At 64.0% G+C, this 25,710-nt stretch carries 25 protein-coding genes; 13 read left to right on the top strand and 12 right to left on the bottom strand.

Annotated features, from left to right (window positions below):
* Positions 1-137 precede the first annotated feature (137 nt).
* The 8 genes from EQG66_RS10270 to EQG66_RS10235 form a co-directional block, all read right to left on the bottom strand.
* Positions 138-737, bottom strand: a complete 600-nt coding sequence (locus tag EQG66_RS10270) for a F0F1 ATP synthase subunit B family protein (protein ID WP_129404492.1) — start codon at positions 735-737, stop codon at positions 138-140.
* Positions 730-1,221: a F0F1 ATP synthase subunit B gene (locus tag EQG66_RS10265; RefSeq protein ID WP_129404491.1), complete on the bottom strand. Its 492-nt coding sequence runs from the start codon at positions 1,219-1,221 to the stop codon at positions 730-732. The genes EQG66_RS10270 and EQG66_RS10265 overlap by 8 nt, the downstream gene beginning before the upstream one ends.
* An 82-nt stretch (positions 1,222-1,303) precedes the next feature.
* A complete protein-coding gene (locus EQG66_RS10260; RefSeq protein WP_070157997.1) occupies positions 1,304-1,531 on the bottom strand; it encodes a F0F1 ATP synthase subunit C in 228 nt (75 codons plus the stop codon).
* 45 nt (positions 1,532-1,576) lie between these two features.
* Positions 1,577-2,365 (bottom strand): F0F1 ATP synthase subunit A, encoded by a 789-nt coding sequence (locus EQG66_RS10255; protein WP_181951799.1) that lies wholly within the window; start codon positions 2,363-2,365, stop codon positions 1,577-1,579.
* Positions 2,366-2,411: 46 nt separating this feature from the next.
* Positions 2,412-2,732: an AtpZ/AtpI family protein gene (locus tag EQG66_RS10250; protein ID WP_129404490.1), complete on the bottom strand. Its 321-nt coding sequence runs from the start codon at positions 2,730-2,732 to the stop codon at positions 2,412-2,414.
* A 162-nt stretch (positions 2,733-2,894) separates the two neighbouring features.
* Positions 2,895-3,290 (bottom strand): YdbL family probable chaperone protein, encoded by a 396-nt coding sequence (locus EQG66_RS10245; RefSeq protein ID WP_129404489.1) that lies wholly within the window; start codon positions 3,288-3,290, stop codon positions 2,895-2,897.
* On the bottom strand, positions 3,287-3,472 hold the full coding sequence (locus EQG66_RS10240) for a YnbE family lipoprotein (RefSeq protein WP_129404549.1): 186 nt from the start codon (positions 3,470-3,472) through the stop codon (positions 3,287-3,289). The genes EQG66_RS10245 and EQG66_RS10240 overlap by 4 nt, the downstream gene beginning before the upstream one ends.
* A gap of 32 nt (positions 3,473-3,504) precedes the next feature.
* Complete coding sequence (locus tag EQG66_RS10235; protein ID WP_245988027.1) at positions 3,505-6,591, bottom strand: intermembrane phospholipid transport protein YdbH family protein; 3,087 nt, start codon at positions 6,589-6,591, stop codon at positions 3,505-3,507.
* A 79-nt stretch (positions 6,592-6,670) separates the two neighbouring features.
* Between EQG66_RS10235 and radC the strand changes: the two genes are divergently transcribed.
* On the top strand, positions 6,671-7,459 hold the full coding sequence (gene radC / locus EQG66_RS10230; protein ID WP_129404487.1) for a RadC family protein: 789 nt from the start codon (positions 6,671-6,673) through the stop codon (positions 7,457-7,459).
* Positions 7,460-7,505: 46 nt separating this feature from the next.
* On the opposite strand, the gene EQG66_RS10225 is transcribed toward radC, so the two are convergent.
* Complete coding sequence (locus EQG66_RS10225) at positions 7,506-7,904, bottom strand: EF-hand domain-containing protein (RefSeq protein ID WP_129404486.1); 399 nt, start codon at positions 7,902-7,904, stop codon at positions 7,506-7,508.
* A 252-nt stretch (positions 7,905-8,156) separates the two neighbouring features.
* On the opposite strand from EQG66_RS10225, the gene purB reads away from it, so the two are divergent.
* The gene (gene purB, locus EQG66_RS10220) at positions 8,157-9,470 is read left to right on the top strand and encodes an adenylosuccinate lyase (RefSeq protein ID WP_129404485.1); all 1,314 of its coding nucleotides are present in this window, start codon (positions 8,157-8,159) and stop codon (positions 9,468-9,470) included.
* Positions 9,471-9,506: 36 nt separating this feature from the next.
* On the opposite strand, the gene EQG66_RS10215 is transcribed toward purB, so the two are convergent.
* A complete protein-coding gene (locus tag EQG66_RS10215; protein ID WP_129404484.1) occupies positions 9,507-10,979 on the bottom strand; it encodes a methyl-accepting chemotaxis protein in 1,473 nt (490 codons plus the stop codon).
* Positions 10,980-11,315: 336 nt separating this feature from the next.
* Complete coding sequence (locus EQG66_RS15715; protein WP_129404483.1) at positions 11,316-13,265, bottom strand: alkaline phosphatase PhoX; 1,950 nt, start codon at positions 13,263-13,265, stop codon at positions 11,316-11,318.
* A 245-nt stretch (positions 13,266-13,510) separates the two neighbouring features.
* Between EQG66_RS15715 and EQG66_RS10205 the strand changes: the two genes are divergently transcribed.
* From EQG66_RS10205 to EQG66_RS10165, 9 genes are all read left to right on the top strand, one after another.
* Positions 13,511-15,379, top strand: a complete 1,869-nt coding sequence (locus EQG66_RS10205; protein WP_245988024.1) for a methyl-accepting chemotaxis protein — start codon at positions 13,511-13,513, stop codon at positions 15,377-15,379.
* Positions 15,380-15,735: 356 nt separating this feature from the next.
* Positions 15,736-16,083 carry an energy transducer TonB family protein gene (locus EQG66_RS10200; RefSeq protein ID WP_129404482.1) on the top strand — a complete coding sequence of 116 codons (348 nt, stop codon included), beginning with the start codon at positions 15,736-15,738 and terminating at the stop codon, positions 16,081-16,083.
* 189 nt (positions 16,084-16,272) lie between these two features.
* Positions 16,273-16,608, top strand: coding sequence for a LapA family protein (locus tag EQG66_RS10195; RefSeq protein WP_129404481.1), 336 nt, complete (start codon positions 16,273-16,275; stop codon positions 16,606-16,608).
* Entirely contained in the window at positions 16,605-17,279 is a 675-nt protein-coding gene (gene pyrF, locus EQG66_RS10190; protein WP_129404480.1) for an orotidine-5'-phosphate decarboxylase, read from the top strand. The genes EQG66_RS10195 and pyrF overlap by 4 nt, the downstream gene beginning before the upstream one ends.
* Before the next feature lie 165 nt (positions 17,280-17,444).
* A complete protein-coding gene (locus tag EQG66_RS10185; protein ID WP_129404547.1) occupies positions 17,445-18,089 on the top strand; it encodes a phosphoribosylanthranilate isomerase in 645 nt (214 codons plus the stop codon).
* A 99-nt stretch (positions 18,090-18,188) separates the two neighbouring features.
* The gene (gene trpB, locus EQG66_RS10180) at positions 18,189-19,418 is read left to right on the top strand and encodes a tryptophan synthase subunit beta (protein WP_129404479.1); all 1,230 of its coding nucleotides are present in this window, start codon (positions 18,189-18,191) and stop codon (positions 19,416-19,418) included.
* On the top strand, positions 19,415-20,227 hold the full coding sequence (gene trpA / locus EQG66_RS10175) for a tryptophan synthase subunit alpha (RefSeq protein ID WP_129404478.1): 813 nt from the start codon (positions 19,415-19,417) through the stop codon (positions 20,225-20,227). Before trpB ends, trpA begins: the two co-directional genes overlap by 4 nt.
* Entirely contained in the window at positions 20,224-21,078 is an 855-nt protein-coding gene (gene accD / locus EQG66_RS10170) for an acetyl-CoA carboxylase, carboxyltransferase subunit beta (protein ID WP_129404477.1), read from the top strand. Before trpA ends, accD begins: the two co-directional genes overlap by 4 nt.
* Positions 21,079-21,090: 12 nt before the next feature.
* Positions 21,091-22,404: a bifunctional folylpolyglutamate synthase/dihydrofolate synthase gene (locus tag EQG66_RS10165; RefSeq protein ID WP_129404476.1), complete on the top strand. Its 1,314-nt coding sequence runs from the start codon at positions 21,091-21,093 to the stop codon at positions 22,402-22,404.
* Here the strand turns inward: EQG66_RS10165 and EQG66_RS10160 are convergent.
* Complete coding sequence (locus EQG66_RS10160; RefSeq protein ID WP_129404475.1) at positions 22,389-24,053, bottom strand: AmpG family muropeptide MFS transporter; 1,665 nt, start codon at positions 24,051-24,053, stop codon at positions 22,389-22,391. The two genes, EQG66_RS10165 and EQG66_RS10160, sit on opposite strands and share 16 nt — an antisense overlap.
* Before the next feature lie 101 nt (positions 24,054-24,154).
* Between EQG66_RS10160 and EQG66_RS10155 the strand changes: the two genes are divergently transcribed.
* Positions 24,155-25,114 carry a pseudouridine synthase gene (locus EQG66_RS10155; protein WP_129404474.1) on the top strand — a complete coding sequence of 320 codons (960 nt, stop codon included), beginning with the start codon at positions 24,155-24,157 and terminating at the stop codon, positions 25,112-25,114.
* On the top strand, positions 25,111-25,665 hold the full coding sequence (rsmD, locus tag EQG66_RS10150) for a 16S rRNA (guanine(966)-N(2))-methyltransferase RsmD (RefSeq protein WP_129404473.1): 555 nt from the start codon (positions 25,111-25,113) through the stop codon (positions 25,663-25,665). Before EQG66_RS10155 ends, rsmD begins: the two co-directional genes overlap by 4 nt.
* Positions 25,666-25,710 lie beyond the last annotated feature (45 nt).

The following is a 25,710-nucleotide window of genomic DNA, read 5'->3' as shown; positions in this document are numbered from 1 at the left end:
GGCACCACACTATCCTGTGGGGGCGGCGCGACAAGCCCTTTCATGGCTGGCGCTGGCCGGGCACACAAAAAAACGGGCCGACCGCCCGCCCGGCGCATCGACCCGTTTTTGAACTTCGACAGGAAGCGTCAACTGCCTCAGTTGAGGCTGCTCAGCCCCTTGATCGCGCCATCGACCATCGCCTTGTCGGCCTTGGCATCGTGGTTGCCAGCGATCAGCGCGGCAGCGGCGCTGGTCGCGGCGGTCACGGCTTTCGCACGAATGTCCGCAATGGCGGCGCGCTCGGCGGCGGCGATCTTGTCTTCGGCCATCTTCTGACGGCGCTTGACCAGATTGGCGGTCGCGGTCTTGGCTTCGGCAACCATATTGGCGGCCTCATCCTCGGCGCGGGCGCGCAGGGCTTCCGCCTCTTTTTCCGCCCCGGCGAGCTTCTTCTGATACTCGGCCTTCAGCGCTTCCGCTTCGGCGCGCAGCTTGGCGGCTTCATCCAGCTGGCTGCGGATGCCCGCAATCTGGCCATCGAGCGCCTTGCCAAGCAGGGCAGGCACCTTTTTCCAGATCAGCACGGCGATGAACACCAGCATCGCGAAGCTGACAACCGTGGTGGCGTTGAGATAGCCACCCGCGCCGCCAATCGCCGGATCGGGCGCGTGATGCGCCTCGGTGGTGGCATGCGTTTCCGCAACAGCGCCGTGCGCGTCGACAGCCGGGGCCATGTGGTTTGCTTCCTCAGCCATTGAGCGCCGCCTTTACTGCCTTTTTCGCGTCCGCCGCAGACACCGAAGCGCCGGAAATGCGGGCGACCATATCCTGCGCCGCCTCGGCAGACACCGCCTCTATCTCGGCCAGAGCCTTGGCGGATGCAGCGCGAATGGCGTCTTCCGCTTCCGCGAGCTTGGCGGCGATTTTCTTGTCCTCGGTCGCGACCTTCTTTTCCGCGTCCTTGGCCGCCTTGGCCTTGGCCGCGGCGACGATAGCCTGCGCGTTGGCGCGGGCCTCGGCATCACGGGCGCGGTTCTGCTCTTCCAGCTCGTCCGCGCGGGCGAAGCTCGCCTTGGCGGTGGCGAGATCATCGGCGATCTTTGCGTCGCGCGCATCGACCGTCGATTGCACCTTGGGCACCATGCCCAGGCCGATCACGAAGAACACGAAGCCGAACGTCAGCAACAGCCAGAAGATCTGGGAGCTGTATGTCGCGGCCAACTGGGCTATCTGAGGCATTGCACCCGTCCCGTTAAGTCAAACCGTGGAGCGGGTGGGCGTGTGTTCGCCCACCCCGCCATATTCTTAATCGCCGCGTAAATCAGGCGACGAAGATCAGGATCATCGACACAACGAACGCCAGCAGGCCGAGAAGCTCGGCAGCGGCGAAGCCGATGAAGAGGCGGCCCTGCTGGCCATCAGCGGCCGAGGGGTTGCGCAGCGCGCTCTCAAGGAACGAGCCGAAGACATTGCCCACGCCGAGTGCGGCCATGCCCGCACCGATTGCTGCGAGACCGGCACCGATCAGCTTTGCGGCTTCTGCGTCCATAATGATAACTCCTTTTCTAAACTCTATTGGAAGATGGATGGGAACTCAGTGAAGATGCTCGGCGTCGTTGATGTAGAGCGACGTGAGCAGGGCGAAAACATAGGCCTGGATGCAGGCGACCAGCATTTCCAATGCGCTGATGCCGATCATCAACGTGAAGCTGGGGATGCCGACCAGCGCGCCATAGCCTGCGCCCGCATTGGTCGAGTTGATGACGAAACCCGCCAGCACTTTCAGCAGCACGTGGCCCGCCGTCATCGCGACGAACAACCGCAGGCCGAGCGAGAACGGGCGCACGAGGAACGATACCAGCTCGATCGGGAAGATCACCGGGATCATCGGCAGCGGCGTACCATGCGGCACGAACAGCGAGAAGAAATGCAGGCCATGCTTCCAGAAACCGACGATCAGCACGATCGAGAAGCTCATGATCGCGAGCACGCCGGTAACGGTGAAATGGCTGGTGGGGGTGAAGGGATGCAGGCCGAAAATGCCAATGGGCAGCAGGCCCAGCAGGTTCGCCATCAGGATGAACATGAAGATGGAGAAGACGTAGGGCACATATTTCTTGCCCGCTTCGCCGACATTTTCCATCATCAGCTTGTTGATGAAGCCGGTGAAGAACTCCACCGCCATCTGCCAGCGGCCGGGCACGAGCTGGCGCTTCATGCCGCCCGCAACGAAGATCCACAGCACCACGGCGGTGATGACCATCCATAGCGCGCTGTTGGTGAAGGCAATGTTGTAGCCGCCCAGCGCCAGTTGATCGGTGCCGAACAAGGGCTCGATCGCAAACTGGTGCATCGGGTCGATTTTGCCGGATTCTGCTGCCACGCTTAGCCCCTAAACCACTCAAAATATGCCTGCGACGAAAGCGCCCTTATTCCTTCGGGCGCTGCATCGAAATCCTGTAGATATTCCTGAAGGCCACAATGATCCCCAGAAAGAGGAAAACCAGCAGGAGCCAGGGCTGCGTGCCGAGGAAGTGGTCCAAAACCCATCCCACCAGCGCACCGCCGGCAATCCCCCCGATCAGTTCCGCCAGAACCCGATTGCCGAGGCGGGTGTTTGCATCCGCCTGTTCATCGCGCTGGCCGGTCCTGATCCGCTCGGCCCGCTCGACTTGCTCGATTCGCTCTTTGAGCGACGCAACGCGCGGGTCTTCGCCAACAGGGTCTTGCCCAGGTCCGTTTTCCGTCATTTCAGCCATCCTTCTCCAGCATGCTACCGGAAATACAACGCTTGAAACGCAAAAGCCGCACCCGTCAAGGCGCGGCCCGTTTAGAAAGGGTAGGAGATCAAGTCAACCGGGGTGATGGTGCGCCGCACACTTCATACGCACGCCACCCCGCCGCCCGGCAAATCACCCCGCCGTCGCGCAATAATCCGGCAGGGCGATGGGGGCGCTGCCCCTTGTCTGCCACGCGCCGGTGCCGATGCGATAGGCCTGCCCCGGCTTCACCCGGTTGGCAAGGGTCTGACAGCCGGTGGCCGCCGCCATATCCGCCACGGTAACACCGCGCTTGGCAGCCAGATCGGTATAGGCGGCGCGGCGCTTGATGTTGATGGCGTTCACCTCTTCGCGCACCGCGTCGCTCACCGATCCGGCAATGCCGAGATAGCCGTCGGACTGCTCGCCCACAGCGCCGGAGGCCATTGCCTGCGCTACCGCGCCCTGCGCGCGCGCGGGGGCGGCGAGAAATGCGCCTGCGGCAAGTGCGCCCAGCGCGGCGGCGATGATAAGGGTCTTGCGTGTCATACTGGAAATAGCTCCGGGTTACTCTGGATGAGATCCTGCGCGTCTTTCTGAAGGCGCACGATCACTTCCTGCTGCACTTTCACGTTGAGGTTGATCTCGATCGGCTTGTCCGGCGCCTTCACCGTGATGCATCCGCCCGCAAACAGGCAGAGCGCCATGATACCCAACGCCTTTCCAGCCATCCGACCGGCATCTCCCTCGCCCACTTCGTCGATCATTTCTGTTCCCCTAATGGCATAGTCTGGCTTTCGTTGGGCTGAACGGCAAGCATATTCCGCTTCACCGGCGTGAAGCTGTCTCCCATATGCTGTTGGATCAGCAGGCTTGGGTCGGTGAAGGAACGCGCGGTATTGATCAGCCCACGAAACGGCGCGCTTATCTTGATGTTGAAGATGAACGGCAGGCCGACGAATTGCTGCGCAATCGGCCTGGGCACACTGGAAAGCTCACCCCGGTTGACGCCGTTGAACGCCACCTGCGTCACCACTTCGCCGTCGATGGCGCCATCCATCAGGATGGTGAGGCACTTATATTGCAGGTCTTTCAGCGCATCGAACGCCAGCCGCCCCATCCGCCCCAGATTCTCGTTGGATACCTGCCCCACATAGGCGAGGCGGCCGCCTTGCCGGGTGCGGTCGCACGGGATGCTGACGCCCTCGACATGATCGAGCACCAAAGGCGGCATGCCCGATTGCCGCGCGGTCAGGATGCCGCCGACGATCCGCCCGCCGCCCGCATCGAACACCATCGGCAACAGCCCGTCGAACGTGCCGGTGGCGGAGATATTCTCCAGCTCCATCAGCTGGATGAATGCGCCCGCCTGCAGGCCCACGACGCGGAAGGTCATGGCGCGCGGCTTTTCGGCGCTCATGTCCATCACCGTCGGCAGCATCGAGAGCGCGCCGCCCGCGAACGGCCACTCGCCGCCCAATATCCGCACCCGCTGGCCCGGCAGCAGCGCATAGCGGATCAACCCGTCGCGCACCTCTACGCCGGGGTTGATGGAAGCGAGGCGCATCTCCTGCGTCGGGGCCGTGACGAGGCCGAGCAGGTCGGTAAACTCCACCCGCGTCGAGAGGCCACGAACCGGGCCGAACGCGGCGGCGAGATTGGTGCCTTCGGTGGCGAAAGTGCCGGTGCTGGTCACGCCGTCGCGTGTCCACGCAATCCGCCCCCCGCCCGTTACCGTGCCCTCGACATTGGCGACGACGCCGAGCGCGATATGCGTGATCTCGTCGGGCTGGAGCGCCTTGTCAAAGCGCAGCGAGCCGATATCGAACTCCGCGCTGCCGCTACCCGAATCCAGCATGTGGCGGATGGAAACACTCGCAATGCGGCGCTCCCGCCCCGGCAGGTGAAGGCTGCCACCCGCCTCGATTCGCCCGTTGGCGAGGGTGAGGCGGAAATCCTCCGACTCGACCGGGTTGAACCGATCGGGCGTGGCATCATCCAGCAGGAGGATGCGCCCCTTGAGCGCCAGTGCGCCGTTGGCGAAACCCCATGTGGCGCTTCCCTCGCGCACCAGCAGCGGCACCGTGCCGATCTTCGCCTCGATGCCGCTTGCCAATCCGCCGACACCCTCTTTCATTGGGCGCCCGTCCAGCCGCGCTGCGGAGAGCAGCACCGGCGCGTCGCCCGCGCCCATGCGCAATCGGGCATCCGCGAGCGCAAAGCCATCGCGCAAGGCATAGCGGACAGAGCGCGCCTCCAGCCGCATGGGCGATTCGCCGATTCGCCCCGTCAGGCTCGTCTGCCCCAGCGCCACGCCGCCGCCCAGCCCGCCCCCGCGCGAAACGAGCATCCCGCCATCGACCGGGCAGGCCCGCCCGGAATAGCGCTCAAGGATAAGGCTCCCGGTCTTCAGGCTGCCGAAGCTCACCGGCGCGCAGCCGGGGTTCACGATCAATCCGCGCGGCCCCCATGTCGCTATCAGCGGCATCGCCAGCCCGCGCAGCCGCCCATCGGGCATCGGCCCGTCAAGCGTGAAGGACGTCGTAATCCGCGTCGCGCCTCCCCCGCCCGCCGCAAAGCGCACCGGGGCCATATCCAGCCGCGCATCGCCCGCCGCATAGGGCTGGACAAACATCTCGCCCGCCATGCCGCCGCCCGCCACCGGCCGCAGCCGAAGCGCCATCTCCGGCAGGCCACCCCCGCCGCTGGTCATGCCACCTGCCAGCGCCCAGCGCATGTCGGGTAGCGACAGGTCGATCCGCCCGCCCTCGCTCAGGGCAATACGGCTGCCGCGCGCGCCGCTAAGCGAGAGCGCGTTAATCTGCAACGCGGCCTTGCTGCCCCGCTGATCGAACGCGAAGCGGCTTTCGAGGCGGGTATCGGTATGCAAGGCGCCCACCCCATCCGCCAGCCGCTCCAGCAATGGCCCGACCGGCGTCGACGAAGCCGATCTAGCCATGGAGCGAAGCGCGCGCGCGTCCACTCCCTCCATGCCCAGCCCTTGTGCCGTCAACGCGCCACCGCCGCGCGTGCCTTGTGCGCTGCCGTCGAAACTCAGGCGCAGTTGCGGCGCGGTGCCGATAGCATTGCCGGCGCGCACCGCCTGTGCCTCCGCGCCGATAGTGCCCTGCCAGCGGTCCAGCGCGGGAGAGAGCATTACATCGGGCCGCAGCACCAGCCCAGCCAGCGTCACCGCCCCATCCGCACAGCCCAGCGCTTCCGCCCGCACCGGGCCGGAAAGATGCGGCGATCCGCCATCGCGCATCCGCACATCGAGATAGGCCGTCACGCGCGGAGTAACGCACCCGCTAACCTTCACATCGCGCATCAGCGCCGCCGCCTTGCCGGCAAAGCCGTCATGCAGATTGCCCGCGCCGTTGATGATCAGCCCCAGCGGCCCCAGCGGCGTTTCGATGCGCGCGCGCGCATCATCCAGCGTCAGCGCGATGTCCGGCAGGCTGAACGGCGCGGTCGATTTCGGATCACGAAACTTGTCCAGCTCGCCCAGATGCAGACCCTTCGCATCCGCATGCCCAAAGATCCGCACCCCTCGCGCCCGCACCGCCACCACACGCGGCGCGGCCAAGCCATAGCCGATATCCACCTCAACAGACCGCGCAACGAGATCCGGGCGGGCGGGATCGCCCAGCACCAGATTCTCGATCCGCTGCGTTCGCAATCCGATCTGGCTTACGGTATAGCTGGCGCGCACGCCCCGCTCGTCCAATGCCTGCTCGATATAGTGCTCTGCTATCGGTGTGCGCCTTGCCCACAGCACCGCTATGGCCACTATCACCACCAGAGCCAGCAGCGCGATTATGCGGCTTTTCATGGTGGTGGGAACGCGCATCACAGGGTAAATATCCTTGCGGGGAAATATAGCAACGCCTAGCCAGCAACACATGAATGGTGACTTGCCAAAAAAGGATATGCAAGCGGAACGGCTGAACGACGCCGGCTTTCGCCCGCCTGATGCTGCGTCTGGGCTTTTCGGGGCACTACCCGAAGCTAGCTCCGCCGCCGAGGAGAGCGGCAACAAGGCCGCCCCGCATCATGGCACCGGCCATCGCGCCCGCCTGCGGCAACGCTTGGCGGAGGGCGGGCCGGAGGCTCTGCTCGATCATGAGCTGGTCGAATATCTGCTGGCGCTGGCTATCCCGCGCCGGGACACCAAACCGCTGGCAAAGGCGCTTATCGCGCATTTCGGCGGCATTAATGGGGTTCTGACGGCAGACTGGGACGCGCTGTGCAACTATCCTGGCATGGGCGAAACAAGCACGGCAGCGCTGAAGATGGCGCAGGCGGCGGCGTTGCGCCTGCTACGCGCGCCGATAGCGCAACAGCCGATCCTCTCAAGCTGGCAGGCGCTGCTCGATTATCTGAGGGCCGACATGGCGCACCTTAAAGTCGAGCGGGTGCGGGTGCTTCACCTCAATGCGCGCAACATCCTCATCCGCGATGAACATATGGCCGACGGATCGGTCGATCAGGCCGCGATCTATACGCGGGAAGTGATTCGCCGCGCGATAGACCTCGGCTCGACCTCGCTGATATTGGTCCACAACCACCCCAGCGGATCGCCCCAACCCAGCAAGCAGGACATCGCCGTCACCCGCAACATCTTGGAGGCGGGCAAGCGCCTCGGCATCTCCGTGCTTGATCACATCATCATCGGCACCGAGGGCCATAGCAGCATGCGGGCGATGGGCCTGTTTTGACAGGGTTTGGCGGGGAGGGATCATCTCCCCCCCCCCAGTCCCGGCTTTACCCGCCCAGATATTTGGTCAGCTCCGCCTTGTTGACGCTCTTGCTCTTGTCAGCATCGGCGGTGGTAAACGCGGCAGAGGCCCACGCGCCCAGCTCTGTGCTGGTGGCGGTTTTGCCCGTCGACTGAAGCTCCTTGGCCTTGAGGTCGAGCACCCATTTCGAGAACTCTGCCTTATCAAGCTGGCCGGATTTATCGGCATCGTAGGTCGGGAACTCCTGTTCCACCACGGCGGCGATCTGCGCGTCGGTGGCGGCAGTACCCGTCGCGGAGGCATCCGCAGGCATTGCCTCGCTCGGCGTGGCCTGAGCGGGAACGGGGGCGGCTTCCATTGCCTGCTGCGCCATCAGCGATGCAGGGGCAGCCAGCGCAAGGCCGGCCAAAATAATGCGAACCATAAAAACTCCTCTGAATACTCATTCAACCAACCCCGCATGGATAACAATGATGCGCATGGCATAAGGGTTCAAGGCGCGGATTGGGCGGCTTGGCGGTCTGTCAGGCTGATCCCTCGGCCTGCCCCGCCGCCGTGCAATATTTGCGACATCGCGCCACCCCTTGCACCGATACAGCCCGTCAGCTTGCCCCCGCTGGCGCATGCTGCTACCCGGCGCGCGTTCCTCCAACCCAGCTTTTGAGAAGAGTCGCTTATGGTCCCGCGTTACTCCCGCCCCGCAATGTCCGCCATCTGGGAGGCGGAGAACCGGTATCGGATCTGGTTCGAGATCGAGGCGCACGCTACCGATGCGCTGGCCGAGCTGGGCGTGGTGCCCAGGTCCGCTGCCAAGGCGCTGTGGGACTGGTGGGCGACCAACCCCGCGATAGATGTCGCCGCTATAGACGCGATCGAGGCCGTGACCAAGCATGACGTCATCGCCTTCCTCACCTGGGTGGCGGAGCATGTGGGCGAGGAAGCGCGCTTCATGCATCAGGGCATGACCAGCTCTGACGTGCTGGACACCTGCCTTGCCGTGCAGCTTAGCCAAGCGAGCGACCTGCTGCTTGCCGATCTCGATGCGCTGTTGGAAGCGATCAAGCGCCGCGCCTATGAACACAAGCTGACGCCCACCATCGGCCGCAGCCACGGCATCCACGCCGAACCGGTGACGTTCGGCCTCAAGCTGGCCGAAGCCTATGCCGAGTTTGCGCGCTGCAAGACACGCCTTCAGGCGGCGCGGCTAGACATCGCCACCTGCGCGATCTCCGGCGCGGTGGGCACCTTCGCCAATATCGATCCCCGCGTCGAGGCGCATGTCGCCGCCAAGCTGGGCCTCGCTATCGAGCCTGTCTCCACACAGGTGATCCCGCGGGACCGGCACGCCATGTTCTTCGCGACGCTGGGCGTGATCGCCAGCTCGATAGAGCGCCTCGCGGTCGAGGTGCGGCATCTGCAGCGCACCGAAGTGCTGGAGGCGGAGGAATATTTCTCGCCCGGCCAGAAGGGCAGCTCCGCCATGCCGCACAAGCGCAACCCGGTGCTGACCGAGAACCTCACCGGCCTCGCCCGTATGGTGCGCAGCGCGGTGGTGCCTGCGATGGAGAATGTCGCGCTGTGGCATGAGCGGGATATTTCGCACAGCTCGGTCGAGCGGTTCATCGGCCCCGATGCCACCATCACGCTCGATTTCGCGCTGGGCCGCCTCACCGGCGTGATCGACAAGCTGCTGGTCTATCCTGAGCGGATGATGAAGAATCTCGATCGCATGGGTGGCCTCGTTCACTCGCAGCGGGTGCTGCTGGCGCTCACCCAGGCGGGCGTAAGCCGCGAGGACAGCTACAAATATGTTCAGCGCAACGCGATGAAGGTGTGGGAGTCAGACGGCGCGCTTTCGCTTATGGAGCTGCTGAAGGCCGACACGGACGTAGCCGCCGCGCTGTCCGCACAGGAGATCGAGGACAAGTTCAACCTCGATTATCACTTCGCGCAGGTCGACACCATCTTCGCCCGTGTATTCGGGGAGTAGCGGGCAACATCACTCGCTGCCTCCCGCACGGTCCGTTCAGGCTGCGCGGCGGCCGACATCCAGACTCCGCTTCCAGGTGGACTTGTCACCCTCCGGGCGCAGTTTTTCCCTGCGCTCCAGGATGAACTTGTCCACAAGTTGCTTGAGGGTGCTTGCCTGACTATCCAGCGCACGGGTAGCCGCATTGGATTGCTCGACCATCGCGGCATTCTGTTGCGTGGTCACGTCCATCTCCGCGATCGAGCGGTTGACCCTCTGCAGGCTGCTGGCCTGCTTGTCGGCAAATTCGGAGATCTCCTTCGCCTGCTCCGTCGCCGTGCTGACCTGCTGGATGATCTGTTCCAGCGCCTTGCCGGTCTGGCCGACAAGCTCCACGCCTTCATGCACGTCCGCGCCGGACTTGCTGATCAGCTCCTTGATATTCTTGGCCGATTCGGTCGTGCGATGCGCAAGCGCGCGGACCTCGTTCGCAACCACGGCAAAGCCCTTGCCCGCCTCGCCCGCGCGCGCGGCCTCCACCCCGGCATTAAGCGCGAGGAGATTGGTCTGAAACGCAATCGCCTCGATCACTTCGGTAATCTTTGCGATCTCCAACGATGAGTTCTTGATCTTGTCCATCGCAGCGACCGCGCTCTCGACAATCTCGCCGCCCTTGCACGCCTCGATGTTCGCCTGAGAGACGCTGTGATTGACCTGCTTTGCGTTCGTCGCGCAATCGATCATGCCCTGCGTGATCTCCTGCATAACCTCGGTGGTGCTGGCGAGTGAGGATGACTGTTGCTCGGTGCGGATGGCGAGATCGTGCGCCGCGGCGCTGATCTGGCCCGCCCCGGTGTTGATATTGTCGGCCGCATCGGCAATCTCCTCGATAATCTCGCTGATACGGCGGCGCATTGTATGAAAGTCCTCGGCCAGCGCCTTATAACCCGCCGGCAGACCATCAAGCTGCGCGCGCAGGTCGCAATTGGCGACCTTGGCGAGCGCCTCGCCCACGCTGGTCAAAACCGTGGTGCGATCCCGCTGCTCCGCAACCGAATAGGCCGAAAGCGCCGCATCCATATCGAGCAACGCGGTCTTGACGAGCGTAGCGATCAGGTTGCCCATTTCGCGCCCATTGAGGCGCGTATGCAGGCCGCTGGTTAGCGCCGCGCTGATGACCTCCTCTAGGACCAGTGCATAACCGCCGATATAATAAGTGGGCGCGAGGCCGACCCTGGAATGCACCTCGCCGATATTGGCAGAGCGCGCCTTGGCAGGGGCGTCAAACTGGCCGGAAAACAGATTGACCCAGTGCTTGTACTGCGCGCTGGCCGCTCTGTTGCGTATTTCGGCATTGGGCAGCAGCTGCGCGGTGACAGGATGAGAACCAATCCTCGCATATAGAAGTTTAAGCGCCTTGTCGGCCGAGCGTTCCACCAGGGACTTGATTCTTGGAAATACCCGATAGTTCCTGTCGGTCAGGGTAACGAAGTCTTCGGGCTGGGATTCTCCAACTGCGGTCACGGTCATTCTGTCACTCCTTTGACAAAAGGATTGATGCCTTGTCTATGTCGATGAGAAGTGCGGAATCTTGACCCGATATCGTTCCGCTGCTTGATGCCAAAGCTACAGCGCAATGGTTGACGCTTATTTAATATTGTTTGTTTTCATATGGTTTTGCGACGAGCTGAGTGGCACACACCCGCCGCAACCGGCTTATAAGCTGGAGTTTACAGTACGGTTGGGAATTGGCGTCTCAGCCAATTTGCTGTTTCGGTTCCAAACAGACCCTTAGACCCCAACACTAAAACAAAAAGGGGGCCGATGCATTACGCACCGGCCCCATTCCCGAACTATTCCGCGTTTTTAGAGTACGAAGTCCGCCGCCGTGAGCTGTGTGCGCGAGATGACGGAGATGCCGAAATCATAGCCGCCGTCGTGATCGAGATCGAGCGCGACGACATAGCTGTTCTTCGCAATCTGGTTGATCGCGAGATCGGACGCCAGAATGTGGAACGCGCTGAAGTCGATCTTGTCACCCTGAGCGGCGCTGAAATCCGCCACCTTATCGAGCGCGGCAAAGCCGCTGTCGCCTGCCTGGAACACGAACATATCCGCGCCAGCGCCGCCTTTCAGAACGTCCTGACCGAGGCCGCCATTGAGGATGTCGGCCCCGCCGCCACCGTCGAGCATATCGTTGCCAGCACCGCCAAGCAGCGTGTCCGAACCGCCACCGCCCTTGAGCGTATCGTTGCCCGCAGCAGCGTTGAGCGTGTCATTGCCCGCGCCGCCTTCCAGCGTATCGTCGCCTGAGCCTGAGTTGATCGTGTCGTTGCCACCGGCACCTTCAAAGCTCTCGTTCGCGGCGCTGCCGTTGAGCGTATCGTCGCCCTTCGTCCCCTGCGTCACGACATCATCGACATACATCGCGAGCAGCTGGCCATCCTGCACCAGTTCGGGGTCGACAAGGTTGAGGTGAGACTGCACATCGACCAGATAGGCCTTGGTGTCAGCGTCGCCGAGCATATCGGTCACGTCGATCACGCCAGAGCTTTCCTCGTCCTGCGTCTTGAAGCCGGGCTGGCCGGAAATGAACAGCGACGGGTCATGCTGCGCGATCTGGGTCAGCGTATCCGTTACCGGATCATATTCCCAGATCTTGGCAATATAAGACTGGTTGCCCGGATCTTCCTGCATGATCACCTTGCCCTGCGCATTGACGGTGATGTTGTCGAGCATCTGCTGGCCCTCGGTGCCATCCAGCACCGCGACAATGCTGCCGCCCGCTTCCGGGTTGGTGATGTCGGTGAAGGTCGCCTTGTAGAGCCGCGACGGTGCGTTGAAGCCATTGGTCGTCACGAAATAGAAGACATTGGGGTTGGTGGGGTCGAAGTGGACGTCTTCCGGGCGAAGGAATTTGGTGACGCCCAGCGCGTTGCTCTGCGCCTCAAGCGCGACGCCGGTCATCTTGCTCACATCGCCATCGGGCGTGCCGTCGCCGTCCTCGTCCGCACCCAGCTTGGTGAGGGTGAAGCTGCCGTTCGCGATCGTGCCATTGGCTTCGGCGGTGATGCCGCTCACGGTCAGGCCGAACAGGTCGCCATACATCAGGCCCGCCTTCTCGACGGCGTTGCCGGTCGTCTGCTTCTCGCCGATGTAGATATAGACCTGGCCGCCGGTCGAATCGTCGGTGCCGATGTTGATGGTCTTGAGCTGCGAGTAGTTGGAGCTGACCGCATTTTCCCATGAAAACAGGCCGGTATAGGCCAACTCATAGGCCGTGCCTGCTTCCGCACCGCTTACGACCAGCCCAAATTCCTTGCCTTCCGAGCCGGCTTCCTCGCCGGTCATGAAGATGCGGTCCAACGTACCATAGACCGTGCCGTCCGGCGCGGTGAAGGAGTAAGCAGATTGCAGCGCGAGATCGGCCGAGCACAGGCGGCCGATGGCATAAGTGGAGGTGACGAAGCTCTCGGTCACATCATCCCACAGCTGTACGTTGGTGATCGAGTCCTTCACATCGAGCACTTGCAGCGTCGTCTTGTCGATCACCCATTGCGACACGAACGCGCCCTTGGCGCCATGATCGCGCACAATGCCTGAGGTCGCTCCCAGCTCATGGTTCATCAGCAGGGTGAAGGTGCCGTCGCCATTGTCGAACGCGCCGAGGCCGTCTGGAATCCCGACCATGCGATAGGCCGACCCGTCAGCCTTGGTATCCAGAGTATCGCCAACCGTGGCGATGCTGGTGAAACGCACATTGGGCTCGGTGCCCAGCAGATAAGGTGCGGTGGTGGTAGAAGGTCCGATAGCCATGATTAAGCCCCCAAATGAGAAATGGTGATCAGGGCGTTAACCAATGGACATGACGCGTTGATGTTGGATTGGTTTAGCTTTTGCGACGCGCGCGTGACGCTTCTGTCACATAGTCGCGTTCCAAGCCGCGCAATGCGAGAGCGTGACCCGAAATATTCGACGAATGGTTTCTGTCGCAGTTACCAAATATCAAGGCTTTGCCGTTAGGAACCCATCCCAAACAGGTTCTTGCAAAGGAAAATGCCGTGCCCAAGGGTATAACCATATCAGCGAAAATGCTGTTCGCATTCGCGGCGCTCCTGGCGCTCGTCGCGGCGATCGGCGGCTTCGCAATGATGAAAATAGGCGAGGTTAATCAGCTTTCGACGCAGATGCGCTCCAACACGCTGCCCGCTACGCAGCTGATCGGCGACATCCACGCCTACACCTCGCAATATCGTATTCAGCAGAGCGGCATCGTCACCGCCCCCACCCCGGAGTCGAAGGCCAAGGCGGAGAAAATGATCCGCAACGCCAGCAACGCGATCTCCGGCATGATGGACGATTACGAAAAGCTGCTTGAGGCGAAAGATCAGAAAGACCTGTTCGCCACGCTGAAGACCAACTGGGCACAATATCAGAGCCAAACCGATCAGCTTATCGCGCTGGCAAACGCGGGTGATCCTGCCGCGAACGATATGTTCGAGGGCGAATCGCTCGATATGTTCTATACGGTGGAAGATTCGATCCTCCAGCTAATCGACCTCAACGCCAAGAGCGGCCAGGCGATCAGCGCCAAGAGCGAGAGCATCTATGCCGACTCGCGCCGGATGCTGATCGGCGCCATCGGCCTCGGCCTTGTCGTGACGCTGCTGCTTTCGGGACTCTTGATGCAGACCGTCGCGAAGCCGATCCGCAAGATGTCTGGCGCGGTGGGGCTGCTGGTGGACGGCGACCTCTCGGTCGAAATCCCCGGCATGAAGCGCAGCGACGAGCTGGGCAGCCTCGCCCGCGCGCTCGATAGCTTCAAGGATCTGTTCGAGGCGGACAAGCGCCGCGCAGAGGCAGAGGCCGTGCGCGCTCGCGAGACGGAAGAGACGATCAACGCCATCGGCGCGGGCCTCTCCGCCCTCGCCAAGGGCCAGCTCACCCACCGGGTGGACGAGAACGCCAATGGCCCGCTCGCCAAGCTCTATAATGACTATAACGATGCCCTGTCGCACCTTCAGGATGCGATGATGCAGATCGTCGATGGCTGCAACACGATCAAGAACGGCACCAACGAGATCGCGCAGGCCTCGTCAGACCTCTCGCTGCGCACGGAGCGCCAGGCCGAGTCGCTGGCCCACACGTCAAAGACGCTGGGCGAGTTCACCGGCTCGGTGAAGGTCGCGGCAGACAACGCCCGCCAGACCAGCAGCCGCCTTGCCGTGGCCCGCGAATCTGCGGAAAAGGTCGATGAAACGGCGAAGCGCGCTGCCGTTGCCATGCGCAACATTCAGGCATCGTCGAAGGAGATGAACGAGATCATCTCCACCATCGACGGCCTCGCCTTCCAGACCAACCTGCTGGCGCTCAACGCAGGCGTGGAAGCGGCACGGGCCGGCGCATCGGGCGCGGGCTTCGCGGTCGTCGCCACCGAGGTGCGGCATCTGGCTCAGCGTTCTGCCGAGGCGGCGAACTCTATCCGCCAGCTCGTCGCCACCTCCAGCTCGCAGATCACCGAGGGTGTGTCGCTGGTCGAAAACAGCGGCGAAGCGCTTCGCCAGATCGTGACCGAAGTGACCGAGGTTTCGGACCTGATGGACGAAATCGCGGCTGCTGCGGGCCGTCAGGCCAGCGGGCTTGCCGAAATCTCCGACATGGTCACTGCCATGGACACCGCCACGCAGCAGAACGCCGCGATGGTGGAGGAAAGCACAGCCAGCTCACGCAACCTCAACGACGAGACGGAGCGCCTGTTCGAGCAGCTCTCCTTCTTCGAGCTGGGCCGCTCTGCGGGCTATACCGGTGGCCTGGGCGTATCGCCGCCCTCCTATGAAGAGCGCGCGCCCAGCCCACGCAAGGCTTCGGCGCCGGCCAGCCACGGCAACCTTGCGCTGAGCATGGATGAGGACGACTGGGCCGAGTTCTAAGAGCATCGCGCCAAAAAGTGGGAACCGGTTTTTGGCAAAAACGATGCGACAACAAAAAGTTAGAGCGCGCATCTTGCGTCAGATTTAACGCAGCGCGCTCTAAACCGCCTGTTTCCTCTATTACCCCCTCCCTGATTGGCCCGGTCTCCACCATGGAAACCGGGCCTTTTTTTGTGGCGCATCTGCCGGTCGGGTTTTTCGAGACTGGCTGCCAGCCGCTTGTAAAAACGCAGATATTACAAAGTTTAATGCCCAATTTACCATAGCGGTAAACCCCATCTTATCGGCTTCAGACTATACGGGACTTCACCGGTTCAATCTTCATGCAAAATGAAGCTCAGAAAGGATTACGCATAATGTTCAATAAGTTCGCAGGCAAAATGATGGTCGCTGCCATTGCCGCCGCCGTCGCCACCCCCGCTTTCGCTCAGCCCGCCGCCTGGCAGCAGGCCGTAGCGCGTCAGATCGCTTCGAAGCAGACCTATCCCCGTGCGGCGCAGATGCGCGGCGATGAGGGCACCGTGAAGGTGAAGGTCTATGTCAGCGCTTCGGGCGCTGTTGAGAAGACCGAGCTGGTCGCACCTTCGGGCTCGTCCGTGCTGGATCGCGAAGCTCTGGCCCTGCCGACCAAGGTTGGCACCCTGCCTGCCCCTCCGGGTGGCGCGGCCGCAGTCGTTCTGCCGCTGACTTACAAACTGATGTAATCTTCGGCCTCGCGCCGAATATCATAGCAGGCTTTGGCCCGCCCTTCTCTCCCGCCTGTGACCGGATATGGCGAGGGAAGCGGCGGGCCGGTCTGTTTGTGCCAAACCCCATACCCGGCGAGAATCCGGCTCTGGCAAAGCGCGCCAAAATTGCCTAAGCTCAAAGCCCTGTCGGCGTGAGGATAGGGCATGCAGTTGCTGAGGACCATTTTCTGGGTAGTCGTCGCGGTGGCGCTGGCGCTGTTTACCAAGGCGAACTGGGAAGCTGCCACGCCGGTTGTGCCGGGCCGGGTCGCGGTGAAGCTTTGGGGCGATGCCATCATGGAAACCCGGCTGCCGGTGCTGATCCTCTCCGCGTTCCTGCTGGGGCTGGTGCCGACATGGGCCTGGGCCAGCGCAGTGAAATGGCGCCTGCGCCGCCGCCTCGCCAGCACGGAGCGCGCGCTGGAAAGCGTCACCGCGCCGCAAAGCCCGCCAGAACCAGCGCCCGCCCTTTCCTCCGCCCCACTATCGGAACAGCCATGACCAGCCCGATCTATGTCGCGATCGACACGCCAGACCTCGCCCGCGCCCAAAGCCTGGCACAAAGCGTTCACAGGCATGTCGGCGGCATCAAGCTGGGCCTGGAGTTCTTCTGCGCCAACGGGCATCATGGCGTGCACGAGATGGCGAAGATCGGCCTGCCCATCTTCCTTGACCTCAAGCTGCACGATATCCCCAACACCGTGGCGAAGGCGGTGCAGGCGCTGCATGTGCTGGAGCCCGCGATCCTCACTGTCCACGCCGCCGGGGGCCGGGCGATGCTGGAAGACGCCAAGGCGGCGGCGGGGGTTCACACCAAGGTGGTTGCCGTCACCGTCCTCACCAGCCTCGACGCCAGCGATCTGAATGAGATAGGCGTCGCCCGCAATGCTGCCGCGCAGGTCGAGCGGCTGGCCGATCTTGCGCAGGATGCGGGGCTGGATGGCATCGTCTGCTCTGGCGAGGAAGTGGGCCTGATCCGCAAGCGCTGGCCCGGCGGTTTCTTCGTGGTGCCCGGCGTACGCCCGGCTGGCGGCGCGATGGGCGATCAGAAGCGCGCCGTCACCCCGCGCGCCGCGATAGACGCGGGCGCCTCGATCATCGTCGTGGGCAGACCGATTTCCCAAGCCAAAGACCCGGATATGGCCGCGCGGGAGATAGAGGCGACGCTCTGATACGATCGAATTCGCGGTAGAAGCGAATTCGATGGCCGTACCAGCCCTCTCCCCCTCCCAGCCTCCCGACAGGGTATCTTATGGGAGCGCTGCCGAGGCACGTGACTCGGCTGCGGGAGGGGGAGAGGGCTGGTGCCGAACCCCAATAAAAACTATGCCCCAGCCATGTCCCGAATCGCGATCAAAATCTGCGGCCTTTCGACGCCGGAAACGCTCGACGCGGCGGTGAAGCACGGCGCGAGCCATGTCGGCTTCGTCCACTTCGCCAAAAGCCCGCGCCATGTCGCGGCGGAGCGGCTGACGCAGCTTGCTGCGCGGGTGCCGGATCATGTGATGAAAGTCGGCGTGGTGGTGAACGCGGACGATGCGGCGATAGAGATGCTGGTGCAGTCTGCCCGGCTCGATGCGCTCCAGCTTCATGGAGATGAAGCGCCAGCGCGCCTCGCCGCCATCCGCGCGCGCTTCCCGGCGCTAAAACTCTGGAAGGCCGTTCCGGTGAAAACCGCCGCCGATATTGCCGCCGCCGCGCCCTATGCAGATGTGGCGGACCTCATCCTGTTCGATGCCAAGACGCCGGACCATGCGGACCTGCCCGGCGGCATGGGCCTGCGCTTTGACTGGACATTGCTGGCCGAATATCGCGCATCCGGCCCGTGGGGGCTTTCAGGCGGCCTTGATCCCGCCAACGTCGCCGAAGCGATCCGAATCACCCGCGCGCCGCTGGTCGATGTTTCTTCGGGCGTGGAAGTCAAGCCGGGCATGAAGGATGTGGACAAAATCGCCGCCTTCTGCAAAGCGGCATTGTCATGACGACGGACGTTTCAGGATTCCTGCCGACACGATGGCGGTGATTGCTCTCCCACCCGGATTGCAGCGATTGCCCCACCGTGCCAGAAAAAGAGTATTGCCATGACTGTTCCCAACCCGTTGCCCAATTCCCTTCGCAGCCAGCCAGACGCGCGCGGCCATTTTGGCCAGTTCGGCGGGCGCTATGTTGCGGAAACCTTGATGCCGCTGATCCTCGCGCTGGAGGCGGAATATCGCCGCGCCAAGGCGGACCCGGCGTTTGAGGAGGAGTTCCAGTATCTTCTCCGCCAATATGTCGGGCGGCCCAACCCGCTTTATTATGCGCAGCGGCTTACGGAAGAGCTAGGCGGCGCGAAGATTTACCTGAAGCGCGAGGAGCTGAACCACACCGGCGCGCACAAGATCAACAACTGCATCGGCCAGATCCTGCTCGCCAAGCGCATGGGCAAGACGCGGATCATCGCGGAGACGGGCGCGGGCCAGCATGGCGTCGCCACCGCCACTGTCGCCGCGCTGTTCAATATCCCCTGCACCATCTTCATGGGCGCGGTCGATGTCGCGCGGCAGGCGCCCAACGTGTTCCGCATGAAGCTCTTGGGCGCGGAAGTGCGCGCGGTGGAGAGCGGCACCGCGACGCTGAAAGACGCGATGAACGAGGCGCTGCGCGATTGGGTCGCGAATGTGCATGACACCTTCTACATTATCGGCACGGTGGCAGGGCCGCACCCATACCCGGAGCTGGTGCGGGATTTTCAGAGCGTGATCGGCAAGGAAACCCGCGCGCAGATGATGGAGGCGGAAGGCCGCCTGCCCGATATGGTGCTGGCCTGCGTCGGCGGCGGATCGAACGCGATCGGCATGTTCCACCCGTTCCTCGATGATACAGACGTCGCGATCGTCGGTGTCGAGGCGGCGGGGCGCGGCATAGAGCTGGGCGATGGCCATCACGCGGCGAGCATCGCGGGCGGGGCGCCGGGCGTGCTTCATGGCAACAAGACCTATTTGTTGCAGGACGCGGACGGCCAGATCACCGACGCGCACAGCGTGTCCGCTGGCCTTGATTACCCCGGTATCGGGCCGGAGCATGCCTGGCTGCACGAGATTGGCCGGGCGCGCTATGTCTCCGTGACGGACGACGAGGCGCTGGCGGCGTTCCAGAAGCTGTGCCGCCTCGAAGGGATCATCCCCGCGCTCGAAAGCGCCCACGCCCTCGCGGCTTTAGAAACCCTCGCGCCCGAACTGGGCAAAGACAAGATCATCGCGGTGAATCTCTCTGGCCGGGGAGACAAGGACATCTTCACCGTCGCCAAGGCGCTGGGGGTGGAGATATGAAGGACCGCATAGCCTCCGCTTTCGCCCATGCCCGCGCCGAAGGGCGCGCCGCGCTCATCACCTTCGTCACCGGCGGCGATCCCACGCCAGCCGACACCGCCGCCGTGCTGGATGCGCTGGTCGAAGGCGGCGCGGACCTTATCGAGCTGGGCATGCCGTTTACCGATCCGATGGCCGATGGCTCCGCGATCCAGCTCGCCAATCTGCGGTCCTTAAGCGCAGGCACGAAAACGGCGGACATCTTCGCCATCGCCACCGCCTTTCGCACACGCCACCCCAACGTCCCGCTGATCCTGATGGGCTATGCCAACCCGATGATCCGGCGCGGGGCGGAGTGGTTTGCGGCGCAAGCCAAGGCGGCGGGCGTCGATGGCGTTATCTGCGTCGATATCCCGCCCGAAGAAGATGCCGAGCTTGGCCCGGCCCTGCGCGCTTGCGGAGTTCACCTCATCCGCCTCGCCACGCCGACGACAGATGTGGCCCGCCTGCCTGCCGTGCTCGAAGGCTCCAGCGGCTTCCTCTATTATGTCTCGGTCGCGGGCATCACCGGCAAGCAGCAGGCCGCGCAGGCGAGCATAGATGAGGCGGTTGCGCATCTGAAATCCGGCACCGGCCTGCCTATCGCCGTCGGCTTTGGCGTGCGCACGCCCGAACAGGCGGCGGCCATCGGCTCGGTGGCGGATGGCGTGGTCGTCGGCAGCGCAATCGTAGAGATTATAGGCCAGCATGGCGCGCAGGCCGCGCCCCATGTCAAAGACTATGTCGGCTCGCTGCGCGCGGCCCTCAACGCAAAGGAACCTGCCCGATGAGCTGGCTCAGCCGCGTCCGCAAGGCGATCCCCTTCATCGCCAAGAAGGAAAGCAGCGCCGATACGCTGTGGCACAAATGCCCCGGCTGCCACCAGATGATCTTCACGCGCGAGTGGGAGGAAAACCTCTCGGTCTGCCCCAAGTGCGATCATCATGGTCGCATCGGCGCCAAGGAGCGGTTCGCCCAGATCCTCGACGAGGGCAGCGCGAAGATACTCCCCACGCCGCAGGTGCGCGAAGATCCGCTCAAGTTCCGCGACACCAAAAAATATACCGACCGGATCAAGCAGGCGCGCGCCGCCACCGGCGATCATGACGCGCTGATCAACGCCTGCGGCACGGTCGATGGGCAGGCGATTGTCATGGGCGTCCAGAACTTCGCCTATATGGGCGGGTCGATGGGCGTCGCGGTCGGCGCCGCGTTTGTGCAGGGCGTGGAGGAAGCGATTGCGCGCACATGCCCCTATGTCATCTTCACGGCGGCGGGCGGCGCGCGCATGCAGGAGGGTATCCTGTCCCTCATGCAGATGCCGCGCGCGACTGTGGCGATCAGCAAGCTGCATGATGCGGGCCTGCCCTATATCGTGGTGCTGACCGATCCCACCACTGGCGGCGTTACCGCGAGCTATGCGATGCTGGGCGATATCCAGATCGCGGAGCCGAATGCGCTGATCGGCTTTGCGGGCCAGCGCGTGATCGAGAGTACGATCCGCGAAAAGCTGCCCGAAGGGTTCCAGCGTGCCGAATATCTCCTCGCCCACGGCATGATCGACATGGTCGTGCACCGCAAGGATCTGCGCGAGCGGCTGGCGCAGGTGGCCTCGTATCTGATGCCCAAGAAGGCGGCTTGAGCATCCTTTCCTATGGCTGATCACGCCGTTTCCGATGACCCCGCCGTCCAGGCGCAGCTGGACCGGCTCGCCAGCCTCTCCCCCGGTGCGGATGTGCTGGGGCTGGAGCGGATTACGCGGCTCCTCGCCAACCTTGGCAATCCGCACCTTTCCCTGCCGCCGGTCTTCCATGTTGCGGGCACGAATGGCAAAGGCTCTACCTGCGCGTTCCTGCGCGCCGCGTTGCAGGCGGAGGGGTATAGCGTCCACGCCTACACCTCGCCGCATCTGGTGCGGTTTAACGAGCGCATCCGCCTGAACGATACTCTGATCGACGACGCCCGCCTCGCGGCCTACCTCAAGCGCGTGCTGGACGCAGCGGGAGACATCGGCCCCAGCTTTTTCGAGGCGACCACCGCCGCCGCCTTCCTCGCCTTTGCGGAGCATCCCGTCGACGCCTGCATCATCGAGGTGGGCCTGGGCGGCAGGCTGGATGCCACCAACATCATCCCCGCGCCCGCCGTGTGTGGCATCGCGCAGCTCGGCATGGATCATGAGGCATTTCTGGGCACCGACCTCAAGGCCATAGCGGCGGAAAAAGCGGGCATCGCCAAATCCGCCACTCCGCTGGTCACGCTGGCCTATGAGCCGCATATCGCCGCCGTGATCGCGCAAAAGGCGGCGGACGCGGGCGCGCTCTGGCTGCCGATGAAAGAGGCGTGGGACGCCGCGCTCTATCGCGAGCGCCTGCATTACCGCGATGAGGCGGGGCGGATCGACACACCGCTGCCGCGCCTTCCCGGCCCGCATCAGGCGATGAACCTCGCGCTCGCCATCGCGATGCTGCGGCATCAGGATGCGCTGCGCATCGGCGAGGCCTCGCTCAACGCCGCGCCGCTCTGGGCGCACTGGCCCGCGCGGCTGCAACGACTGAGCCAAGGCCCGCTGGTCGCGCGGCTGGGGGAGGCGCGCGCAATATGGCTCGATGGCGGGCATAACCCGGCGGCGGGGGAAGCCATCGCGCGCTTTTTCGACTCCGCACTGCCGGGCGGAGAGAGACTCACGCTGCTGATCGGCATGCTGGCGAACAAGGATATGGCGGGCTTTCTCGCCCCGCTGCGCCCCCATATCGGCGCGATCCACTCGGTCCCGGTCGAGGGCCATGCGCATCATGGGCCAGAGGTTTTCGCCGCGCTCGCAAGCGAATGGGGCATCGCCCATAGCGCACACGCCAGCCTCCATGACGCCGCCGACGCGATTGGAGCGTCGGGCGGCCCGCTGCTCATCACCGGCTCGCTCTATCTCGCGGGTGAAGTGCTCAAGGCGAACGATCAACTGCCGGATTGAGCGCGCCCCTGCCGCATCCATTCCACCACACACAGCGCCACCGCGATAAAGCCCAGCCACGTCACGAAGATAAACACCGCATAATAGCCCTGCGCCTCGATCATCTGGCCCAGCGCCCCGCGCCCCAGCGTCCCCATCAGGAATGTCAGCGAGGAAAGCAGCGCATATTGCACCGCGCTATATCCCTTGGACGTGATGGAACTCAAATACGCCACCAGCGCCGTGCCCGCCAATCCGCCCGCGATATTCTCTCCGCCGATGGCGAGCATCAGCTTCGCCATGCGCTCGTCGCCGCCCAGATGCTCGACCGCCCAGCTAAATCCGGTCAGCCGCGCGCTCACCGCCATCACATGCCCGCCGGTCGCGAGGTCTGCATAGAGCAGGTTCGTCAGCGCCGCCGTCAGCGCGCCCAAAGTCATCGTCGCCATGCGGCCCAGCAGCGCCATGCACACCCCGCCCAGCGCCACGCCCAGCATCAGCGCGCCCACGCCAAAGAACTTCGACGCCACCGCCATCTCGGACTTGGTATAGCCCAGCTCGGTCAGGTAGAAGGGCGAGGCGAAGCTGCCCCAGATCGTGTCGGTCAGGCGATAGGTCAGCACCAGCGCCATCACCAGCACCGCCGCCCATTTGAGCCGCCCCATGATATCGATCAGCGGCAACACCAGCGCGCGATAGCCATGATCGAGCGCGCGGTCGCCCATGCTGCGCGCCGGTTCGGCTTCCTTAAGCACATAGCGCCCCTTCGCCTGCCAGCGCGCCAGCACGGCGGCGATGATCGCGGGGATCACCACCGTCGCCAGCACGATCACCGGCCCCTGCACCTTGATGAAGGCGGTGCTGTCAGGCCTCTGGTCTGCGGGCAGGGCGAGCGAGGCGATCATATAATAGAGCACCAGCCCCAGCGACACCGCCCAGAAGGTGCCGACCAGCCCCAGCGACACCGCGCGCACCTTCGGGCTCAAATGCCCCGCCGCACGCAGTTCATGCGCGTCATGCTCCGCCCGGTCCGCGGCGTGTGCGCTTTCGGGCGCGAAGATGCTCAGCACCCCCAGCCCCAGCATCACACAGCCCATCAGCGTATAGACCGGCACCCAGCCCCATGCGTCCGCCATGAACAGCGCCAGCGCCCCGCCGAGCAACACCGCCGCGCGATAGCCAAGCTGATAGACGGTGGACAGCGTATCGACCGGCGCGTCCTCGCCCGCCACATCGACACGCCATGCATCGATCACGATGTCCTGCGTGGCGGAGGCAAATGCGCCTATGCCGGCGCAGAGCGAAAACAGGCCGATGGCGTTCAGCGGGTCCATCTGCGCCATGGCGAGCAGCATGACCGCCAGCAGAAACTGCGCGGGGACGATCCACTGCTTGCGCCGCCCCAGGCGGGCAAAGCCGGGCAGAGAGAGCCGGTCGAGCAGCGGCGACCACAGGAACTTGAACGCATAGGCGAGGCCGATCAGCGAGATCACGCCCATCGTCTCCAGGTCCACCTTGGCGTCCGTCAGCCACGCGGTCAGCGTGCCGAGCAACAGCGCATAGGGCAGGCCGGAGCCAAAGCCGAACAGCGTCATATAGCCGGTCTTGGGATTGCCCAGCACCGCCCGCGCCCGCGCCAGTGCCGATGTCTTTATCGCGGTTGTCGCCATATCCCCGAACTCTCCTCAAACTCGGCCATGGGTTGTAATGACTTTGCGGCGAAGGGCAACGCACGTTGCTCTTGGGCGCGAAGTGGGGCATGGGCGGTGCGATGAAGCCGCCCTCACGCCCCTCGCGCAAGCCCGCCGTCAAGCCCGCGTCCGTCCGCCCGCCGCGCCGCGCGGAAAAGCCCGCGCCAGACAAGCCCAGAGCCGAAAGGCCTGTCGCCGCCAAGGGTGCAGCGCCCAAAAAACCCGCGCCACAGAAACCCGCTTTCCGCAAAGCGCCGCCGCGCGCCGCGCGTGCATCCGGTGCCGCCGAACCCCGGCCAGAGGGCGGGCGCGAGGAGCATCGCATCGCAAAGCTGCTCGCCCGCGCAGGCATTGCCTCGCGCCGCGAGATCGAGCGGATGATTGCGGAGGGGCGCATCGCTGTGAACGGCGAGGTGCTTACCACCCCCGCCACCCTGCTCACGTCCCTCGCCGGCGTCACTGTCGATGGCGCGCCGGTGGGCGAGACAGAGCAGACCCGCCTGTTCCTGTTTCACAAGCCGTCGGGCTGCCTCACGGCAGAGCGGGATTTTTCCGGTCGCAAGACGATCTACGATTTCCTGCCCAAGGATCTGCCGCGCCTGATGCCGGTCGGGCGGCTCGATATGACGACCGAAGGCCTGCTGATGCTCACCAACGATGGCGGGCTGAAGCGCACGCTGGAGCTGCCGTCGACTGGCATAGAGCGCACCTATCGGGCAAGAGCTTTCGGCTCCGTCAGCCAGGCCCAGCTCGAAAGCCTGATCGAGGGGGTGGAGATAGACGGCATGCGCTATGGCCGCATCGACGCCAATCTGGAACGCAGCACCGGCCATAACAAATGGATCGAGCTGACGCTGACCGAGGGCAAGAACCGCGAGGTGCGCCGTGTGCTGGAGCATCTGGGCCTCAGCGTCAGTCGCCTCATCCGCACCCGCTACGGCCCGTTCGATCTGGCGGACAGCGCGCCGGGCGCACTGGTGGAGATCCGCAAGGGCGATCTCGATCGCTTCCTCGCCGCGCTGAAAAAGCTGAAAAAATGAGGATCATATCCGGCGAATGGCGCGGGCGTACTCTGGTTGCGCCCAAGGGAGACACCACCCGCCCCACAGCGGACCGCACGCGCGAAGCCTTGTTCTCCATGCTCACCAGCCGTCTGGGCAGCTTCGAGGGGTTGGCCGTGGGTGATTTCTTTGCCGGGTCCGGCGCCTTGGGGCTGGAGGCATTGTCACGCGGGGCGGGCTCGTGCCTGTTCGTGGAGCAGGACAAGGCGGCGCTCGATTGCCTGCGCGCCAATGCGGAGAAGCTGGGCCTTGGCCGGGCTGACCCGCGCGCAGACATCCGCGCAACATCGGTCATGGCGCTTGGCCCCGCCCCTGCGGCGCTGCACCTCATCCTGATGGACCCGCCCTATGACAGCGGCGCGGGCAGCGTGGCGCTGGACAAGCTCGCCCGCCTCGGCTGGATCGGCCCGGAGAGCTGGATCAGCATAGAGACGAGCCGACGCGAGGATGTGTCTGTGCAGGGCTTTGAGGTCGAGACCGCGCGCGATACCGGCAAGGCGCGGCTCCATCTGCTGCGCCCTGTTGCATAATCCTTGCCCAAGGCCGATTTGTTCCCTAATTGTTCGTCATGACCG

Origin of the sequence: Sphingobium fluviale (genome assembly GCF_004122115.1) — a bacterium.
Lineage (GTDB): Bacteria > Pseudomonadota > Alphaproteobacteria > Sphingomonadales > Sphingomonadaceae > Sphingobium > Sphingobium fluviale.
This window is presented reverse-complemented; position numbering and strand designations above follow the sequence as displayed.

Bases quoted from the DNA above. Each gene is read 5' to 3' on its own strand.
- EQG66_RS10270 (WP_129404492.1), bottom strand. From the start codon at position 737: ATGGCTGAGGAAGCAAACCACATGGCCCCGGCTGTCGACGCGCACGGC.
- EQG66_RS10265 (WP_129404491.1), bottom strand. From the start codon at position 1,221: ATGCCTCAGATAGCCCAGTTGGCCGCGACATACAGCTCCCAGATCTTC.
- EQG66_RS10260 (WP_070157997.1), bottom strand. From the start codon at position 1,531: ATGGACGCAGAAGCCGCAAAGCTGATCGGTGCCGGTCTCGCAGCAATC.
- EQG66_RS10250 (WP_129404490.1), bottom strand. From the start codon at position 2,732: ATGACGGAAAACGGACCTGGGCAAGACCCTGTTGGCGAAGACCCGCGC.
- EQG66_RS10245 (WP_129404489.1), bottom strand. From the start codon at position 3,290: ATGACACGCAAGACCCTTATCATCGCCGCCGCGCTGGGCGCACTTGCC.
- EQG66_RS10240 (WP_129404549.1), bottom strand. From the start codon at position 3,472: ATGGCTGGAAAGGCGTTGGGTATCATGGCGCTCTGCCTGTTTGCGGGC.
- EQG66_RS10235 (WP_245988027.1), bottom strand. From the start codon at position 6,591: ATGCGCGTTCCCACCACCATGAAAAGCCGCATAATCGCGCTGCTGGCT.
- radC (WP_129404487.1), top strand. From the start codon at position 6,671: ATGCAAGCGGAACGGCTGAACGACGCCGGCTTTCGCCCGCCTGATGCT.
- EQG66_RS10225 (WP_129404486.1), bottom strand. From the start codon at position 7,904: ATGGTTCGCATTATTTTGGCCGGCCTTGCGCTGGCTGCCCCTGCATCG.
- purB (WP_129404485.1), top strand. From the start codon at position 8,157: ATGGTCCCGCGTTACTCCCGCCCCGCAATGTCCGCCATCTGGGAGGCG.
- EQG66_RS10215 (WP_129404484.1), bottom strand. From the start codon at position 10,979: ATGACCGTGACCGCAGTTGGAGAATCCCAGCCCGAAGACTTCGTTACC.
- EQG66_RS15715 (WP_129404483.1), bottom strand. From the start codon at position 13,265: ATGGCTATCGGACCTTCTACCACCACCGCACCTTATCTGCTGGGCACC.
- EQG66_RS10200 (WP_129404482.1), top strand. From the start codon at position 15,736: ATGTTCAATAAGTTCGCAGGCAAAATGATGGTCGCTGCCATTGCCGCC.
- EQG66_RS10195 (WP_129404481.1), top strand. From the start codon at position 16,273: ATGCAGTTGCTGAGGACCATTTTCTGGGTAGTCGTCGCGGTGGCGCTG.
- pyrF (WP_129404480.1), top strand. From the start codon at position 16,605: ATGACCAGCCCGATCTATGTCGCGATCGACACGCCAGACCTCGCCCGC.
- EQG66_RS10185 (WP_129404547.1), top strand. From the start codon at position 17,445: ATGTCCCGAATCGCGATCAAAATCTGCGGCCTTTCGACGCCGGAAACG.
- trpB (WP_129404479.1), top strand. From the start codon at position 18,189: ATGACTGTTCCCAACCCGTTGCCCAATTCCCTTCGCAGCCAGCCAGAC.
- trpA (WP_129404478.1), top strand. From the start codon at position 19,415: ATGAAGGACCGCATAGCCTCCGCTTTCGCCCATGCCCGCGCCGAAGGG.
- accD (WP_129404477.1), top strand. From the start codon at position 20,224: ATGAGCTGGCTCAGCCGCGTCCGCAAGGCGATCCCCTTCATCGCCAAG.
- EQG66_RS10165 (WP_129404476.1), top strand. From the start codon at position 21,091: ATGGCTGATCACGCCGTTTCCGATGACCCCGCCGTCCAGGCGCAGCTG.
- EQG66_RS10160 (WP_129404475.1), bottom strand. From the start codon at position 24,053: ATGGCGACAACCGCGATAAAGACATCGGCACTGGCGCGGGCGCGGGCG.
- EQG66_RS10155 (WP_129404474.1), top strand. From the start codon at position 24,155: ATGAAGCCGCCCTCACGCCCCTCGCGCAAGCCCGCCGTCAAGCCCGCG.
- rsmD (WP_129404473.1), top strand. From the start codon at position 25,111: ATGAGGATCATATCCGGCGAATGGCGCGGGCGTACTCTGGTTGCGCCC.